15 protein-coding genes are annotated in these 15425 nt (G+C 40.6%); 9 read left to right on the top strand and 6 right to left on the bottom strand.

The features are described 5' to 3' along the window. The first annotated feature begins 40 nt into the window (after positions 1-40). Complete coding sequence (locus BC659_RS10235; protein WP_133474663.1) at positions 41-1963, top strand: RecQ family ATP-dependent DNA helicase; 1923 nt, start codon at positions 41-43, stop codon at positions 1961-1963. On the opposite strand, the gene BC659_RS10230 is transcribed toward BC659_RS10235, so the two are convergent. Next, entirely contained in the window at positions 1943-3493 is a 1551-nt protein-coding gene (locus tag BC659_RS10230) for a helicase HerA-like domain-containing protein (RefSeq protein ID WP_133474662.1), read from the bottom strand. The genes BC659_RS10235 and BC659_RS10230 overlap by 21 nt on opposite strands. A gap of 115 nt (positions 3494-3608) precedes the next feature. Between BC659_RS10230 and BC659_RS10225 the strand changes: the two genes are divergently transcribed. The 3 genes from BC659_RS10225 to BC659_RS10215 are packed head-to-tail and all read left to right on the top strand — an operon-like array spanning position 3609 to position 5096. Beyond that, positions 3609-4244: a DUF2975 domain-containing protein gene (locus tag BC659_RS10225; RefSeq protein ID WP_133474661.1), complete on the top strand. Its 636-nt coding sequence runs from the start codon at positions 3609-3611 to the stop codon at positions 4242-4244. A gap of 10 nt (positions 4245-4254) precedes the next feature. Further along, the gene (locus BC659_RS10220; RefSeq protein ID WP_133474660.1) at positions 4255-4851 is read left to right on the top strand and encodes a DUF2975 domain-containing protein; all 597 of its coding nucleotides are present in this window, start codon (positions 4255-4257) and stop codon (positions 4849-4851) included. Then, a complete protein-coding gene (locus BC659_RS10215; RefSeq protein ID WP_133474659.1) occupies positions 4851-5096 on the top strand; it encodes a helix-turn-helix domain-containing protein in 246 nt (81 codons plus the stop codon). The genes BC659_RS10220 and BC659_RS10215 overlap by 1 nt, the downstream gene beginning before the upstream one ends. A 139-nt stretch (positions 5097-5235) precedes the next feature. On the opposite strand, the gene BC659_RS10210 is transcribed toward BC659_RS10215, so the two are convergent. Further along, complete coding sequence (locus BC659_RS10210; protein ID WP_133474658.1) at positions 5236-5607, bottom strand: co-chaperone GroES; 372 nt, start codon at positions 5605-5607, stop codon at positions 5236-5238. 79 nt (positions 5608-5686) lie between these two features. Here BC659_RS10210 and BC659_RS10205 point away from each other — a divergent pair, with 79 nt between their 5' ends. Continuing rightward, positions 5687-6634: a cytochrome c peroxidase gene (locus BC659_RS10205; RefSeq protein ID WP_133474657.1), complete on the top strand. Its 948-nt coding sequence runs from the start codon at positions 5687-5689 to the stop codon at positions 6632-6634. A gap of 127 nt (positions 6635-6761) precedes the next feature. Then, positions 6762-7460 (top strand): response regulator transcription factor, encoded by a 699-nt coding sequence (locus BC659_RS10200; RefSeq protein ID WP_133474656.1) that lies wholly within the window; start codon positions 6762-6764, stop codon positions 7458-7460. 96 nt (positions 7461-7556) lie between these two features. On the opposite strand, the gene BC659_RS10195 is transcribed toward BC659_RS10200, so the two are convergent. Further along, entirely contained in the window at positions 7557-7946 is a 390-nt protein-coding gene (locus BC659_RS10195) for a GxxExxY protein (RefSeq protein WP_133474655.1), read from the bottom strand. A 162-nt stretch (positions 7947-8108) separates the two neighbouring features. Continuing rightward, positions 8109-9143: a Holliday junction branch migration DNA helicase RuvB gene (gene ruvB, locus BC659_RS10190; protein WP_133474654.1), complete on the bottom strand. Its 1035-nt coding sequence runs from the start codon at positions 9141-9143 to the stop codon at positions 8109-8111. A gap of 155 nt (positions 9144-9298) precedes the next feature. Here ruvB and BC659_RS10185 point away from each other — a divergent pair, with 155 nt between their 5' ends. Genes BC659_RS10185 through BC659_RS10175 form a run of 3 tightly spaced genes read left to right on the top strand, consistent with a single transcriptional unit; the run spans position 9299 to position 11386 of the window. Continuing rightward, complete coding sequence (locus tag BC659_RS10185; RefSeq protein WP_133474653.1) at positions 9299-9949, top strand: Rossmann-fold NAD(P)-binding domain-containing protein; 651 nt, start codon at positions 9299-9301, stop codon at positions 9947-9949. 60 nt (positions 9950-10009) lie between these two features. Then, entirely contained in the window at positions 10010-10432 is a 423-nt protein-coding gene (locus BC659_RS10180; RefSeq protein WP_133474652.1) for a MarR family winged helix-turn-helix transcriptional regulator, read from the top strand. 60 nt (positions 10433-10492) lie between these two features. Beyond that, the gene (locus BC659_RS10175; RefSeq protein ID WP_133474651.1) at positions 10493-11386 is read left to right on the top strand and encodes an NmrA family NAD(P)-binding protein; all 894 of its coding nucleotides are present in this window, start codon (positions 10493-10495) and stop codon (positions 11384-11386) included. A gap of 65 nt (positions 11387-11451) precedes the next feature. Here the strand turns inward: BC659_RS10175 and BC659_RS10170 are convergent, their stop codons facing one another. Both BC659_RS10170 and BC659_RS10165 read right to left on the bottom strand, forming a co-directional pair. After that, positions 11452-12102: a peptidoglycan DD-metalloendopeptidase family protein gene (locus tag BC659_RS10170; RefSeq protein WP_133474650.1), complete on the bottom strand. Its 651-nt coding sequence runs from the start codon at positions 12100-12102 to the stop codon at positions 11452-11454. Positions 12103-12184: 82 nt separating this feature from the next. Continuing rightward, positions 12185-15298, bottom strand: a complete 3114-nt coding sequence (locus BC659_RS10165) for a S41 family peptidase (RefSeq protein WP_133474649.1) — start codon at positions 15296-15298, stop codon at positions 12185-12187. Between the last annotated feature and the right edge of the window lie 127 nt (positions 15299-15425).

Genomic DNA, 15425 nt, shown 5'->3' with positions numbered 1-15425 from the left:
TACAGCAAACGCTATTATCGATCTACCTTCACAGTCTCTTATGATCAATGCCGCTATCGATATATTACAACAGTACTGGAAATACGATTCCTTCCGACCCGTTCAGGAGGAAATAATTCAGTCTGTTGCCGCAGGAAAAGACACACTGGCTTTACTGCCTACCGGTGGTGGTAAGTCAATCTGTTTCCAGGTGCCTGCCATGATGATGGATGGTATGTGCCTCGTAATAAGTCCGCTGATTGCACTTATGAGTGATCAGGTAGTGCATTTAGTGGATAAAGACATTCCTGCAGCTTCCCTCAATAGTGGGATGACTTATACCGAAGTAAAAAGCACTTTACAGAAAGCATCCCGTGGCGATTATAAATTTCTGTATGTATCACCGGAAAGAATTGAATCAAGCTTATTTCAGGAATATTTACCTGCCTTAGATATCTGTTTGATAGCAGTGGATGAAGCACACTGTATCTCACAATGGGGCTACGATTTTCGTCCGCCTTATTTACGGATTGCCCAGCTACGTAAAGAACTAAAAAACATACCGGTTATTGCCCTCAGCGCATCCGCAACCGAAAAAGTACAGGCCGATATCATTGAAAAACTACAGTTCAGTAATTACCAGGTTTTCCGCCAGTCTTTCGAAAGATCTGCTTTATCTTATAGCTGTTTTCAGGTAGAAAGTAAAATCAATAAACTCATCGGCATTCTGAACAGTGTTCCCGGAAGCAGTATTGTTTATTGTAACAGCAGAAAACTTACCAAAGAAGTTTGTCAGTTATTACAGTTGGAAGGCTTGTCAGTTGATTATTATCATGCAGGTCTTACGCACGAAGAAAAAATTCATAAACAGAACAACTGGATCAATAACCAGACAAGAATCATGGTCTGCACCAATGCTTTTGGAATGGGCATTGATAAATCCAATGTTCGTTCTGTGGTTCATTATAATATTCCAGACTGTCTCGAAAACTATTACCAGGAGGCGGGCCGTGCGGGCAGAGACGGAAAAAAATCATTCGCCGTACTACTATATCAGCAACTCGACTTACAACAATTAAGTAATCAGCCAGATAAACGCTATCCTCCTATCCCTGTTATTCAATCTGTGTATCAGTCGCTGGCCGATTTTTTTCAATTACCCGTTGGGTCTGGCGAAGGTGGTTATTTTGATTTTGATATCAACCTGTTTGCGCAAAGGTTCCAGTATGATCTCTTTACGGTTATCAATACGCTGAAAGTACTGGAACAGGAAGGACATATCAGTTTTGCTGAAAATATTTTTCTTCCCTCGCAGGTCATGTTTACTACCGATAAAGAAACCCTTTATCAGTTTGAGTCTTCACATCCGGAACTGGAACGCATCATCAGAAGTTTGCTGAGAACCTATGAAGGTATTTTCGATAACCGGGTTTCTATTTTCGAAACACAGCTTGCCAGACTTACCCGATCTGACATAACAGAAGTAAAAACGCAATTACTGCAATTAATGGCTTTTGGTATGATTGAGTACCTGCCACAAAAAGAAACACCCCAGATTCATTTTTTATTGAACAGGGCTTCTGCAAAATATCTTCATATTGATCAGGATGCTTATTTAGAGCGCAAACAACAATACAAGGAAAGAGTAAACAATATGATACATTACCTGCAGGAAACAACGACCTGCAGGAGCAAAATGATTGGAAATTATTTTGGAGATCATGCCTTACAGGATTGTGGCATTTGTGATAACTGCCTTACTAAAAAGAAAAAGCAATTATCGCCCAAAGAATTCAGCGATCTGCATCAATCCATACAGAGACTTATCGCAGATGGATCCCATTCCGTTTCATCTGTATTACAACACCTGCATTCAGTACCCCATGACAAAATATGGACGGTACTTGAACTACTGCAAAGTGAGGAAAAAATCGAGATCAATGAGTCAGGTAATATCCGTTTACTATCTTCTACGAGATCTTGATGAACTTGACCTGCCACCCAGCCCCAAAGCACCCAGCAAACTTCTGGTAATAACACTGGCAGCAGTTCTTCCCACCTGACGTACTACAGGGTTATCAAAAAAGCTTTCTTCTTTCTTTTTCCGGCCTGTATTTTTTTCTGCTTCAGGTTCTGCTTCCTCTTCGCTTTTGGCAGCTGCTTCCGCCAATTTAGCGGTTAAAATTTCATAGGCACTTTCACTGTCTATTTCTGCACTGTATTTAGCAGCCAGTTTACTGGAATTAACGAGCGTCTCTATTTCCTGCGTTGTTAGTATATCCATTCTGCTACGGGGCGCACATAACATGGTATGTACAAGTGGTGTGGGTATCCCTTTTTCATTGAGTAAAGTTACCAATGCTTCGCCGATACCCAGTTGTGTAAGCAGTTCATCTGTTGTATAAAAATCCGTCTCCGGAAAATTTTCAGCAGCCTGTTTAATGGTTTTACGGTCTGCAGCTGTAAAAGCCCTTAGGGCATGTTGTATTTTCATACCCAGCTGGCTCAGAATAGAAGCCGGTATATCCTGTGGGTTCTGTGTACAGAAAAAGATACCGATACCTTTTGAACGTATCAGCTTAATTACCGTTTCTATCTGTTGAAGCAAAGCCTCCGAAGCTTCATTAAAAACCAGGTGTGCTTCATCAATGAATAAAACCAGTTTGGGTTTATCCATGTCTCCTTCTTCGGGGCAACTGGCATACAATTCGGCCAGCAGCTGCAACATAAAAGTGGAAAACAGTTTCGGCCTGTCCTGCATATCGGTAACCCGTAAAACATTGATGATACCCCTGCCATCATCACTGATCCGCATCAGGTCATCTATTTCAAAACTTTTCTCACCAAAGAAAATATCAGCACCCTGCTGTTGCAGTTCAATCACTTTACGCAGAATGGTACCGGTAGAAGTGGTTGAGATTTTACCATATTCTTTCTCTATGTCGGCTTTACCTTCATTACCGATATACTGCAGTATCTTGATAAAATCTTTCAGGTTCAGCAAAGGCAGTTGCTGATCGTCACAGTATTTGAAGATCATGGCAACCAATCCACCCTGTGTGTCATTCAGTCCAAGAATCTTACTCAGCAAAACCGGACCAAACTCACTAACCGTAGCCCTCAGGCGTACACCCTTCTCATTACTGAGTGTCAGCAGTTCTACCGGATAAGATGAAGGTGTATAGGGAACGCCCAGTTTCTGGCTACGTTCCACCAGTTTTTCATTGCTTTGTCCGGCTGCCGCTATCCCGCTCAGGTCACCTTTGATATCCATCAACAAAACCGGTACACTATTATCACTCAATGCTTCACTCAGCAGTTGTAAAGTTTTTGTTTTACCTGTACCGGTAGCGCCTGCAATGAGTCCATGGCGGTTCATGGTTTTTAAGGGTAGTTTGATATCGGCCCCCTGAACCACTTCTCCATTCAGCATACCTACACCTATTTTTACCTGCTCACCCTTAAAGGTATATCCTGCCGATACTGCGTTAATAAATGCCTGATTATCTGCCATACATCGTATTTAAGCAACCAAATTAAGAGAAGTATACAAGGGAAATAAAAATATTTATTGATAATTATTTACTGTTTATCAATAATTATTCATTATTTCGGGTATAGAAACGCCTATGACACGCAAATTCATCCCGCCGATTGGTAAATATTATTCCCTGAAAGAGAAAGCGATGTTTACCCGCATAAAATTGGGAGCCTGGACATTTATCATTCTTTGCCTCACCATGATCATTGCTTTGATGATTGGAGATGATTCGATCAGTGTACCCGTACAACCCGGCTTTAATTATCCGAACTATGATAGCAGCTTTGCCAATTATGGTGAGAATATGATCAGGTTATCGGGCAAGTTAGAAATTACACATCCTACACTTACACAAAAAATCCTGCTACCGGTTAGTTTACTTGAAATGGATGTATTGAATTGTCTGCTTATCATTACCATGTCCATACTCGTACTTCGTTTATTACCGCATATTCATAGTAGTGTACTCTTTCAGAAAGATATCAGTCCTTCGATCAGAGCCATTGGCTTTGCATTGATTATTTTCTGGTTATTAGACCTGCTACGTATTTTCTACTTTACTGTACCAGAGGTAAGCAGACTTACCAATAACCAGTTCATCTATCAAAAAAACAGTTTTATGTTCATCCCGGTACCCTTCTGGTTAGGCTTAACGGTATTGTGGATTGGAAGGGTGTATAAAAATGCATTTCGTCTTAAACAGGAACAACAACTCACTATTTAATTCTTTCAGCATGGCAATTTCTAACAGACAATTAAGAACCTACCAGATCGGTGCATGGCTATTGCTTATCATCGCAATCATAAACATAGTGATCATCATTTCAGGTGTCGGCTTATTCAGTAAGAACGAACCTTTTGTCCAGCTTACCGTAACACCTTCATCAAAAGCTGTATTGAGTAAAGAGCCGCTCAAAGTATTCGGCGGCAGCGATCTGTACCTGAAAGGTACACTTGTTATAAAAGACCTTAGCTGGTGGAAAAGAACGGTTTTATCAAAAGAATTCACCGATGCCTGTTGTATGTCTGTACTCGCATGGCTGGTACTGCTTTGTGTGAAAGCCATGATGCAGCAAAATGATTTACATAAAAAAATCGGCCGCTACATATTCTATGCAGGTATGGTCTTTTTCATCAGTACGTTTATTGCCATTTTCCAAAGAAATCATTTAGCATCGTTGGTTCAGGCATATACCCATGATGAATTTGTATTGGTAAGAACCATGGATTCATTGTTACCCAATAGTTTGATTGGGGTGATCCTCTTTATTTTTAGCGATATTTACACCAAAGCATGGAAGCTTAAAACAGAACAAGAACTTACCATCTGATGCCCATTGTTGTAAATCTTGATATTATGCTTGCCCGTCGGAAAATGAGCCTCACAGAACTGAGTGAGCGTGTGGGTATTACCATTGCCAATATGAGCATCCTGAAGAGTGGTAAGGCCAAAGCCATTCGTTTTTCTACGCTGGAAGAAATCTGCAGGGTACTGCAATGCCAACCCGGCGATATTCTTGAATATATGGATGATGATGCCTACAGGCAGTTATTCAACAGAGATGATTGTAGTTGATGGCGTATAGTTAATGGCTTATGGCAGATAGTATATAAGTCATTTAGCGCGTAGGTAGTTACTATAAATAACTAAGCTACTTAAGCTATAAGCCATTGACTATTTGCTATCAGCCATAAGCTAATAGCCATCTGCTACATCACAGGTCTTCTTCTCTTTCTAACAATAGTATCGCACTTTGTGGTACAATAAAATATTTCTCCTTCTCATACATGACTTCGGTGGCACCACTGAGCAGAAAAATAGCCAGATCGCCTTCTCTTGCCTGTAATGGAACATATTTTACCTGCTCATCTTCCGATTTCCAGGGCTCATCATCCACCGGCATGGGTATGGCATAACCCGGACCCGTTTTAATAATATGACCCTGTTGTACTTTTTCCTTTTCCTGCACGCCGGGTGGCAGGTATAAGCCACTGGCTGTTTGTTCGTCGGGTTTTGACGGACGTATTAAAACACGATCTCCAATAACAATAAGCTTTTTTAACCTGTTATCTGATGTCAGCAACATAAAAAGTGTTTTATCCTGTTTTAGAACCACAAAAATAAAACAGAAAACAGCAAAACGCTACTTTCAGTATTTTTGCATTATGAAGAAAACAGTCGGGGCCATTATCTTGTTCATCCTCTCAGGACTAATGATTTCTTCTTATACCTCACCCCCTGCTATAAATACCAAAGCTGCATTAGGACAAAAATTATTCAACGATAAAATTCTATCTAAAGACCGTAGTATCAGTTGCGCCAGTTGTCATATCCCTGAATTCGGATTTTCAGATACACTGGCTTTCAGTAAAGGCATTGAAGGAAGGGCCACCACCCGAAATACGCCCTCTGTTCTGAATATGAAAAACAGACCTTATTTCTTCTGGGATGGCCGTGCAGCTTCACTCGAAAAACAGGCTTTAATGCCCATTGCACACCCCGATGAAATGGGGCTGCCCATTAAAGAAGCGGTCGCCAGACTGAATGCTGATGCGGAGTACAGGAAATTATTTTTACGCATTTTTAAATCCACTCCCAATAGCTACAACCTGGGCGCTGCATTTGCTGCATTTGAACGTACGCTTGAAACGGACAGCAGCCGGTTTGATGCATACATGGATGATCTGATTGCCTATACCGAATCTGAAGAAAGAGGCAGAAAGCTATTTATCAGTGAGAAAACAAAATGCTTCGACTGTCACCGAGGCCCCGATTTCACAGATGACAAGTTTAAGAATATTGGTCTGTTCGATGGATATGCACTGAATGATTCGGGTCGTTATCTGATTACCGGTAAGAAAGAGGACCTCGGTAAATTCAAAACACCCGGACTGAGAAATATTGCTCTAACAGCTCCTTATATGCACAATGGGATGTTTCAGACACTGGAAGAAGTAATTGAGTATTATAATAACCCTGGCGCCTTTGTATTAAACCCTATTAATATGGATACTACGATGGGTGTACCTATCGGGCTCAGCAAACAGGAGAAGGCTGATCTTGTTGCTTTTTTGAAAACCTTAACAGATAAGCGTTTCCAAAAATCACATTAAATACGTCTAAATAGTTAGCTGGAAAATGATTTAGCTGCATCTGTAAAGTCTTTTAACAAAAGATTGCAGGCTGTAGGATGTTAACTCGGAGTGAATTATCTTTATTTCACATAAATTTTAAAGAACCATGGAAGACAAGAAAAAATATAAGATACTCTTGTGTGAAGACGATACCAACCTTGGTATGGTATTAAAGAACTATCTGGAACTGAACGATTATGATGTAACACTGGAACGAGACGGACGCCTGGGTCTCGCCGCTTTTCAGCGTGAGAAATATGATATCTGTTTGCTGGATGTAATGATGCCCAATATGGATGGCTTTACACTGGCGGAAGAAATACGTGATGTGGATCCCGATATTCCCTTGTTTTTCCTGAGTGCCAAAACCATGAAAGAAGATATCATTCAGGGATATAAACTAGGTGCGGATGATTATATTACCAAACCCTTCGACAGTGAAGTACTCTTATTAAAAATAAGAGCCATCCTGAAACGCAATGAGGAAGAAAACAAGAGCAATGATAATATCGAGTTCGACCTGGGTAAATACCATTTCAATCCCAAATTGCGTGAACTGAAAAATGGAGATAGTACCCAAACACTTTCTCCTAAAGAAAATGAATTGCTGAAAATGCTCGCTGAACATAAAAACGACTTACTACCACGCGAAAGAGCCTTGAAAAAAATATGGGGCAGCGATACTTATTTTAATGGAAGAAGTATGGATGTGTACATTGCCAAATTACGCAAGTACCTGAAAGATGATACTAATATTGAGATCGTGAATATTCATGGTAATGGCTTCCGACTCGTAGCTCCCTAACTGGGATAGAATGGATGAGAGGATGAACTATGATTTTTAATGCATCAGCTTTGCTGATGCATTTTTTTTACATCATAGTATATCATTTTATCCGTTCTATCCCAGTCTGGGTTTAAGAATCCGATGAAACTGAAGACGCATGGATCCAAAATTTATTAACAGCCCAACTTCCATTTTGTAGGCTTTCAGGTAGTTAATAGCTTGTGCGAGATGTATATTCTCCAATTCTTTCACGGCTTTGATTTCTACCGGGATAACAGATTCCACCAAAAAGTCTACACGACGCTTACCAATAGCAATGCCATCATAGAAAATAACTACTTCAACCTCATCTTGAAACCTGAGCCCTTGCTTAGTCATTTCAATAGCCAGTGCTCTATGATAAATTAATTCCTGAAAACCATTTCCCAACTGATTATGTACAGCCATGGCACATCCTATAATGGAACGGGTTATTGAAGCAAACTTGAATTGTTCATTTTGCATAATGCCTTAATGCTGTTCATTAACAGAATTAAGACAAAAAGTAAAACACATTACCAAACTCCGTCCAAGGCAAATTATTTTCAAAAAACAGGTATAAATACAGATACCTATATCATAATCTATCCTTACATCCCAATACTTTTATCATGAAACCATTATCGGTCAGGAAAACAAATCGGACTGGCGACCATCTCTTATCTGAGTTCTATTGGTATGCAGATAGGCTTTTGCAGTTACTTCCCGACCTCTTGGTGTCCGCTGCAAAAATCCTTCCTGTATCAAAAAGGGTTCATACACTTCTTCCAGCGTACCGGCTTCCTCACCAACGGCAGTGGCTATCGTTGTTAAACCCACCGGACCACCTTTAAATTTATCGATAATGGCAAGTAATATTCTATTATCCATTTCATCCAGTCCGTGCTCGTCTACATTCAATGCTTTTAATGCATGCTGTGTAATACCCAGGTCAATGGTTCCATCATTTAATACCTGTGCAAAGTCTCTTACCCTGCGTAGCAAACCATTGGCGATACGTGGCGTACCACGGCTTCTTCGCGCTATTTCAAATGCTGCATCTGTTTTGATAGCGGTATTTAATATGGCTGCACTTCTTTCAATAATTTTTTGCAGGGTTTCTGCCTGGTAATATTCCAACCGAGACTTGATACCAAAGCGGGATAATAAGGGTGCCGTTAACAATCCACTTCTTGTGGTAGCACCTACCAATGTAAACGGGTTCAGGTTAATCTGTACACTGCGTGCATTGGGGCCCGAATCAATCATGATATCAATCCTGAAATCTTCCATAGCAGCATATAGGTATTCTTCCACCACAGTACTTAAACGGTGTATTTCATCTATAAACAATACATCATTGGGTTGAAGATTAGTCAATAAACCTGCGAGATCGCCTGGTTTTTCAATTACCGGGCCTGAGGTTTCCTTGATATTTACACCCAATTCATTCGCGACAATTCTGCTGAGTGTTGTTTTACCCAAACCCGGAGGACCATGAAATAAGATATGATCCAGGGCTTCTCCTCTTAATTTGGCAGCTTTAATAAAGATCACCAGGTTCTCAATCAATTGTGGCTGACCAGAAAAGTCATTGATTTCTGCCGGTCGTATGGCATTCTCAAATTCTTTTTCCGCAGCACTCAGGTTCATCGGATCTCTATTCAGGTTCGGGTTCGACATGGGACGAAATTAGGAAAAAGTGAGTAGTGAGTAGTGAGCAGTGAGTAATTTAGTAGGCTAGATGGGTCATTGACCATTGACCATTGACCATTGACCATTGACCATTGACCATTCACCATTCACTAATATCCGTAACTTTAAACAAAGCCCCCGATATGAAACAAAGAACTGCTTTAATTCTGGGTGCCAGTGGATTGACGGGGCAGGTATTGCTTCAACTCTTACTGGTTGATCCACTTTATCGATCTGTTACGATTTATGTGAGAAAGAGAGTAAGAATAGATCATCCCAAATTAATACAGCTGGTTGTGGATTATGAGAAATTGGATACAGCTATCGAGGCTGATGACGTATTTTGTTGTTTGGGTACTACCATAAAAAAAGCAGGAACACAGGCCGCTTTCAGACAGGTAGACCTTGTGTATCCTGAAAAAGCGGCTGCCTTGCAAAAAGCGGGTGGATCAAAGAGATTCCTGCTGATCAGTGCCGTTGGGGCAGACATGGATTCCTCTATCTTTTACAGTAAAATAAAAGGGCAGGTCGAAAAAGCCATCGAAGCACTGAATTTTTCTGGCACCTATATTTTTCGCCCCTCCTTGATTATGGGTGAACGTGCGGAAAGAAGGGTTGGTGAAAAAATAGCTATGTCGATAGCCAAAATCATAGGTCCGTTACTGGTGGGGCCCTTCAAAAAATACCAGCCCGTTTCGGCACTCAGTATCGCCAAAGCCATGCAACATGCAGCACATCATTATGATGAGGGTATACATTATATATCCTCGGATGAGATAAAACAATTTGAATGATTTCAGGGGAGTAAAAATATATTTGCATATACAAATATTTAGTTTAGCTTTGCTTCCTGAATGAAAACAACCGATAGCAGATATCATCAATGCCTTTATTTTACTTCCAATGCATTGGCAAGAAAAATAGAGAAATTAGCCATCGAAAACTGGAAGCAGGTAGACCTTTCTCCCAGTCATGGTTATGTGTTGATGGCTGTATTGGAAGAACCCGGTGTACAACCTGGCAGGCTATCGGATGAGATGCAGCTAACCCCCAGTACCATTACACGTTTGCTGGAAAAACTGGAAGAAAAAAAACTGGTTATAAGAACCACAGAGGGAAAGATTACGAATGTGTATCCCACACCCAAAGCAAAAGAATTATTTCCACAACTAAAAAAATGTGTAACAGCGTTTTACCAACAATATGCTTCTATCATAGGACATAAAGAAAGTAACCAGTTGGTGAAAACACTGGGAGCTATCGCTGATCAGCTCTAATTTTTTTACCAATATAATTGTATATACAAATAATAATTTAAAAAATAAAAACCATCAACTATGAATTATGTTATCACAGGCGGGGCGGGCAATATTTCAAAGCCGGTAAGCCTTGCACTTTTACAGAAAGGTCATCAGGTTACTGTTATCGGACGCAATGAAGCTAACCTGCAGGAACTGGTTGCTGCAGGCGCGAACACTGCCATAGGCTCTGTTGACGATGTGGATTTTTTAACCCGTAGCTTTTCCGGTGCTGATGTAGTATATGCTATGGTACCACCCACTCTTGATGCGGCTGACTGGAAAGCCTATATAGGCGGGGTTGGCGAGCTATACGCAAGGGCTATAACTGCCAGTGGCGTTAAGAAGGTTGTATTTCTGAGTAGTGTAGGTGCAGACCTTTCAGAAGGCTGTGGGCCTGTGACAGGTTTATATCGTGCAGAACAGGCTTTACAACAACTCAAAGAAGTAAATATTGTTTTCTTACGTCCGTCCTACTTCTATAATAATCTTTTCGCCAATATCGGACTCATCAAAAACATGGGCATCATGGGTAGCAATTTCAGCTTACCGGCAGGAAAGTTTCCTATTGTAGCTCCGGATGATATTGCAGACGTAGCCGTTTCGTATTTACTGGATGCCAACTTTAAGGGGCACCAGATTCACTATATAGCGAGTGAAGAAACTTCTACTGATGATATTGCCGCAGCTATTGGCAAAGCCATTGGCAAAACCGATCTGAAATGGATACAGTTTTCAGACGAACAGTCACTTACCGGCATGTTACAGGCTGGTTTGCCGGAAGAAGTAGCCAAAAATTACACAGAAATGGGAGCTGCTATGCAAAGTGGTAAAATGCTGTCTCATTATTATGCAAATAAACCTGCACAACTCGGAAAAACCAAACTTGCTGATTTTGCAGCTCAATTTGCAGCCGTGTATGCAAACAGCTAATCGTCTGTGCGCTTCTGTGTTTTCAGTGGCTCTTTGTCACTGAAAACACAGCATGCACAGAATTTTTATACTCCGAAAGTGTATCGCAATATAAATGCGGGGTCGGGACAATTAGAGAGGTATTTTTCTCTTTCACTGAACTTACATACACCCGGGTAATCTCCCTTCATCCCCTGCATGTCTTTCATCAATTGAAAATGTAAGTGTGGTGGCCAATGGCCATTCTCTTCAGGCATACCAAAATGTGCAATCTGCTCACCAGACTGTATTGGTTTCCCTTCATACAAACCATCCAGATCACCCAATGAAAGATGACCATATAAGCTATATATGCGCTCACCTGCTAACTGATGTTGCAGAATAATAACGGCTCCATAATCACCATAGGTTTCGTGAAAGCCGAAACTATGCACTTCACCTTCCAGTGGTGCAAATACAGGTGTACCGGCTGTTCCCCAGATATCGGTTCCCAAATGCAACCTGCGTGGTTCATCAATACCATCAAACACCGTACTTCTGCTGTAAACAGTGCGATGCTCATCATACCCTCCAATCGCATACCTCGCACCTGTGTCGGCCAAACAATGATCAATATATGCAGAAAATAATTGGGTATCATTTACCAACTCATCAGTAACCTCTCTGTTTGCTGCAGTAAGATCGAGCCTGAAAAGTATATCCGTCAATCTATCAAAAGGAACTATAGGAGAAAACATCAACTAGGATTTAATCAAAAAATCTGTGCATCTGTGGCGAAATTATTTGCCACAGATGCACAGATTACAAGATACAGGAAATTTATTTTTTCAATTTCTTCAAGATCTCTTCAATCGCTTTATCCAGTTGTGGATCACGACCATTGATGCGATCTTCGAAATTCATCGGAATTTTAATATCCGGCTCTACACCTGTTATTTCAAGATCCTTTCCATCTAAAGAATAACAACCCCAACTCGGTAAACGTACAAAGGAACCATCTACCAAGCCTGTGCCACTCGTAAAGATGATCCAGCGATAGGTAGGCATACCGATAATGGTACCCAGTTTCAATGCTTTGAAACCCTGTGATGTCATTTCAGCATCACTCAGCGACTGTTCATTGATCAATAATACAATGGGTTTATCAGCAGGTGCAAAATTAGATTGTGGTGTTAGTTTTCCTTCTCTGTACTTCCATTGCAGGTAGGCTCGCTGGCTCAGGAACTTTAATACTTCATCGTGTACATTCCCACCTGTATTGTATCGCAGATCAAGAATCAATGCATCTTTCTGGTAAAAATCCTGTGTCATATCAATCAGAAACTTATCCAACTCACCCGTTCCCATATCTTTCATATTATGATAAGCTACACGGTTGTTGGTTTTCTCATCTACCCTTTTCTGGTTGATATCGCTCCACTCCTGCGATAAATTAGCAAACAGAGACGCTTGTGGGTGAACTTTAGTGGTAACCGTCTGACCAGCACGACTGAATGTTAGTGTAAGCTCACCATCTAATGAAGGTTTACTGAAATAATAACTACGATCGGTTTTGGCATCTACGGTTTCGTCGTTTACTTTCTGCAAAATATCTCCGGGGCGGATATCAATGGTTGATCTGTCTGCATTAGAACCCGCCACTATATATTTCACTTTATAAGGGTCGTTATTTTCGAAAATGATACCTGTTTCCATGGTTCTGTTGGAAAGCTGAACAGTTTCTTCATCACCTGCAGAACTAAAACCCTGATGTGAGGAGTTTAACTCACCCAGTAAATCTGCCAGTAAAGTACGGAGGTCTCCACGGGTATTGATATATGGGACATAGGCTTCATATTTTTTACGCATAGCCAGCCAATCTATACCATGAAACTTTTCATCATAGAAATTCTCATTTACATGGGCCCAGGTTTCCTGGAATATCTGCGCAAACTCTGCTGAAAGGTTTCTCCTGAATACCTGTGCAATAGCTACAGGATCTACCTTATTGGCATCCAGGTTTAATTTGAATATAGAACCATTGATAAGTAACAGGGTTTTATCGCCTCCTTCTGCATAGTCTACACTGAAAGCATCTGCTCCATTGATGCATTCTGTTTTGGGAGCTTCAAAAGGTTCAAGCGTGGTTTTCCATAAAGCACTACGGCCTTCGGCATGATTGCTTATATATAATACAATGGTCTTCTCTCCTTTCTGCAGTACATTCAGTAAAAACTGTGATCCGAAACCAGGACCTACCTGCTCCAGCCTGTCCATAATTTTGGAAGCATCAATTTTTATGGGAGCGGGTTCTTTTTTGCTGGTATCTTTTTTCTCTGTTTTAAAGAGTGCCTCATATTTATCGCTACGATAAGGTGCATCTATTTTCTCTAATGGCATGCGGTAAATTCTTGGGTTTTGCATACCAAACGGATAAGACGGTTTTGTTCTGGAAGAAATAAAATAAATGTACTTGCTATCCGGACTCCATACCGGACTAGATTCTGTAACACCTGTATTGGTGAGGTTAATGGTTTTATTGTCTTTAAGATGATGTATGAAAATATCCTGTTCGAAGTTGCGGATCGCAGTATAATATACGTATTCATCATTGGGAGAGAAACCAGGATCAGAATTCTGAATGGCCCAGATCTCATCTTTGATCAGGATTTTGTTGTCCCAGGTTTTTAAATCGAGTAAACGTACCTCATCGCGGCCACTCAGGTATACCATTTTGGTACGCGACTTATTCAATACACCAGAACGGTTATTTCGTGCATCTTTGGTAATCTGTTTTACACCTGCACTACCATCAGCTGCCACCGTGTACCAGTTTAAAAATCCATCTACTGTCTGATTAAATAACAGGGTTTTATTATCACTCATCCATTTCACTTCTTTTGCTCTTTCAGTGTTACCCTTATTGATTTGCTGAATGAACTTTCCATCTGCATCACTCACAAAAATTTCTCCTCTGGAAGAGAAAGCAATTTTTTTGCCATCGGGTGAAACATCCAGATTGGTAATCTCACCACGAACATTATAATCTTTCTCTGCAGGCAATACATAATTGCGGTTCAGGGTTATATTGAGTTTTTCTGCTTTTTTGGCTGATACATCATACAACCACAACTGATAATCTCTTTCAAATACCACTTTACTTCCGGCTGCATTTACCTGTGGTGCTTTAATAGAGGTATTAAAGCGTGTTAATGCTGTTTTCTTTCCATTGTCTAAGGCATATAGATTGTATTCACCATTGGCTTCATCTGAAATGAAATATAGTTTACCGTTTTTATCAATGGTAGCGGCAAAATCTTTGCCTTCCCAATCGGTATGTTTTTTATACTGTTTGGTGGCAATATTATACGATTGTATATCTGGATTGAAAGGGCCTTTATATCGCTTACGGGCGATCTGGCTGGTGCTTTCCCAGGTATCATTAAAATAGATATCACCTGAAGGATGTTCTGCCAGTCCATGATCCAGCAAAAAGAAATGGTCACCAAATAAACGTTCTGGTGTACCACCGTTAATACCTATGGTAAAACCGGAAATCTGTCCCATTCTGTTGGAAGTAAAATAAATCTTCTTACTATCCCAGCTCCAGTTGTTTACTTCATCTGTAGCGCTATGAAAAGTAAGCTGTTTGATTTCTCCTCCTGCTAATGGCATGATGTATACATCTGCATTACCCATCTGGCGGCTGCTGAATGCCAGCCATTGTCCGTCGGGCGAAATACGTGGACTGCTTTCATAACCCTGCATGGCGGTAATACGGGTGGCTTTGCCATCTTTTACCGAGGCTCTCCAGAGATCGCCTTCAAAAGCGAATACCACTGTTTCGCCATCGGGGCTTAATGCGGGATTGGATAAAAAATAAGGCTGACTGTTTTGTGATTGTACGCTAGCCAGGTATAAACAGGCAAGTACTAAGGAAAATATCCTTTTCATTGGTAAGGTTTTTGGATGTACAAGATATATAAGATAGCGCATGTAATAGAGTGCAGTTGTGATCAACGGCTAATGAAGTTGATAATAAACACGTGAAAATATTTTACTATATTTAAATAAATTTCAT

This window comes from Sediminibacterium goheungense (assembly GCF_004361915.1).
Taxonomy (GTDB): Bacteria; Bacteroidota; Bacteroidia; order Chitinophagales; family Chitinophagaceae; genus Sediminibacterium; species Sediminibacterium goheungense.
Note: the sequence above shows the minus strand (reverse complement) of the source record. Positions and strands in the feature narration are given on the sequence as shown.

Coding starts and splice junctions, on each gene's coding strand:
- BC659_RS10235 (WP_133474663.1), top strand. CDS start 41: ATGATCAATGCCGCTATCGATATATTACAACAGTACTGGAAATACGAT.
- BC659_RS10230 (WP_133474662.1), bottom strand. CDS start 3,493: ATGGCAGATAATCAGGCATTTATTAACGCAGTATCGGCAGGATATACC.
- BC659_RS10225 (WP_133474661.1), top strand. CDS start 3,609: ATGACACGCAAATTCATCCCGCCGATTGGTAAATATTATTCCCTGAAA.
- BC659_RS10220 (WP_133474660.1), top strand. CDS start 4,255: ATGGCAATTTCTAACAGACAATTAAGAACCTACCAGATCGGTGCATGG.
- BC659_RS10215 (WP_133474659.1), top strand. CDS start 4,851: ATGCCCATTGTTGTAAATCTTGATATTATGCTTGCCCGTCGGAAAATG.
- BC659_RS10210 (WP_133474658.1), bottom strand. CDS start 5,607: ATGTTGCTGACATCAGATAACAGGTTAAAAAAGCTTATTGTTATTGGA.
- BC659_RS10205 (WP_133474657.1), top strand. CDS start 5,687: ATGAAGAAAACAGTCGGGGCCATTATCTTGTTCATCCTCTCAGGACTA.
- BC659_RS10200 (WP_133474656.1), top strand. CDS start 6,762: ATGGAAGACAAGAAAAAATATAAGATACTCTTGTGTGAAGACGATACC.
- BC659_RS10195 (WP_133474655.1), bottom strand. CDS start 7,946: ATGCAAAATGAACAATTCAAGTTTGCTTCAATAACCCGTTCCATTATA.
- ruvB (WP_133474654.1), bottom strand. CDS start 9,143: ATGTCGAACCCGAACCTGAATAGAGATCCGATGAACCTGAGTGCTGCG.
- BC659_RS10185 (WP_133474653.1), top strand. CDS start 9,299: ATGAAACAAAGAACTGCTTTAATTCTGGGTGCCAGTGGATTGACGGGG.
- BC659_RS10180 (WP_133474652.1), top strand. CDS start 10,010: ATGAAAACAACCGATAGCAGATATCATCAATGCCTTTATTTTACTTCC.
- BC659_RS10175 (WP_133474651.1), top strand. CDS start 10,493: ATGAATTATGTTATCACAGGCGGGGCGGGCAATATTTCAAAGCCGGTA.
- BC659_RS10170 (WP_133474650.1), bottom strand. CDS start 12,102: ATGTTTTCTCCTATAGTTCCTTTTGATAGATTGACGGATATACTTTTC.
- BC659_RS10165 (WP_133474649.1), bottom strand. CDS start 15,298: ATGAAAAGGATATTTTCCTTAGTACTTGCCTGTTTATACCTGGCTAGC.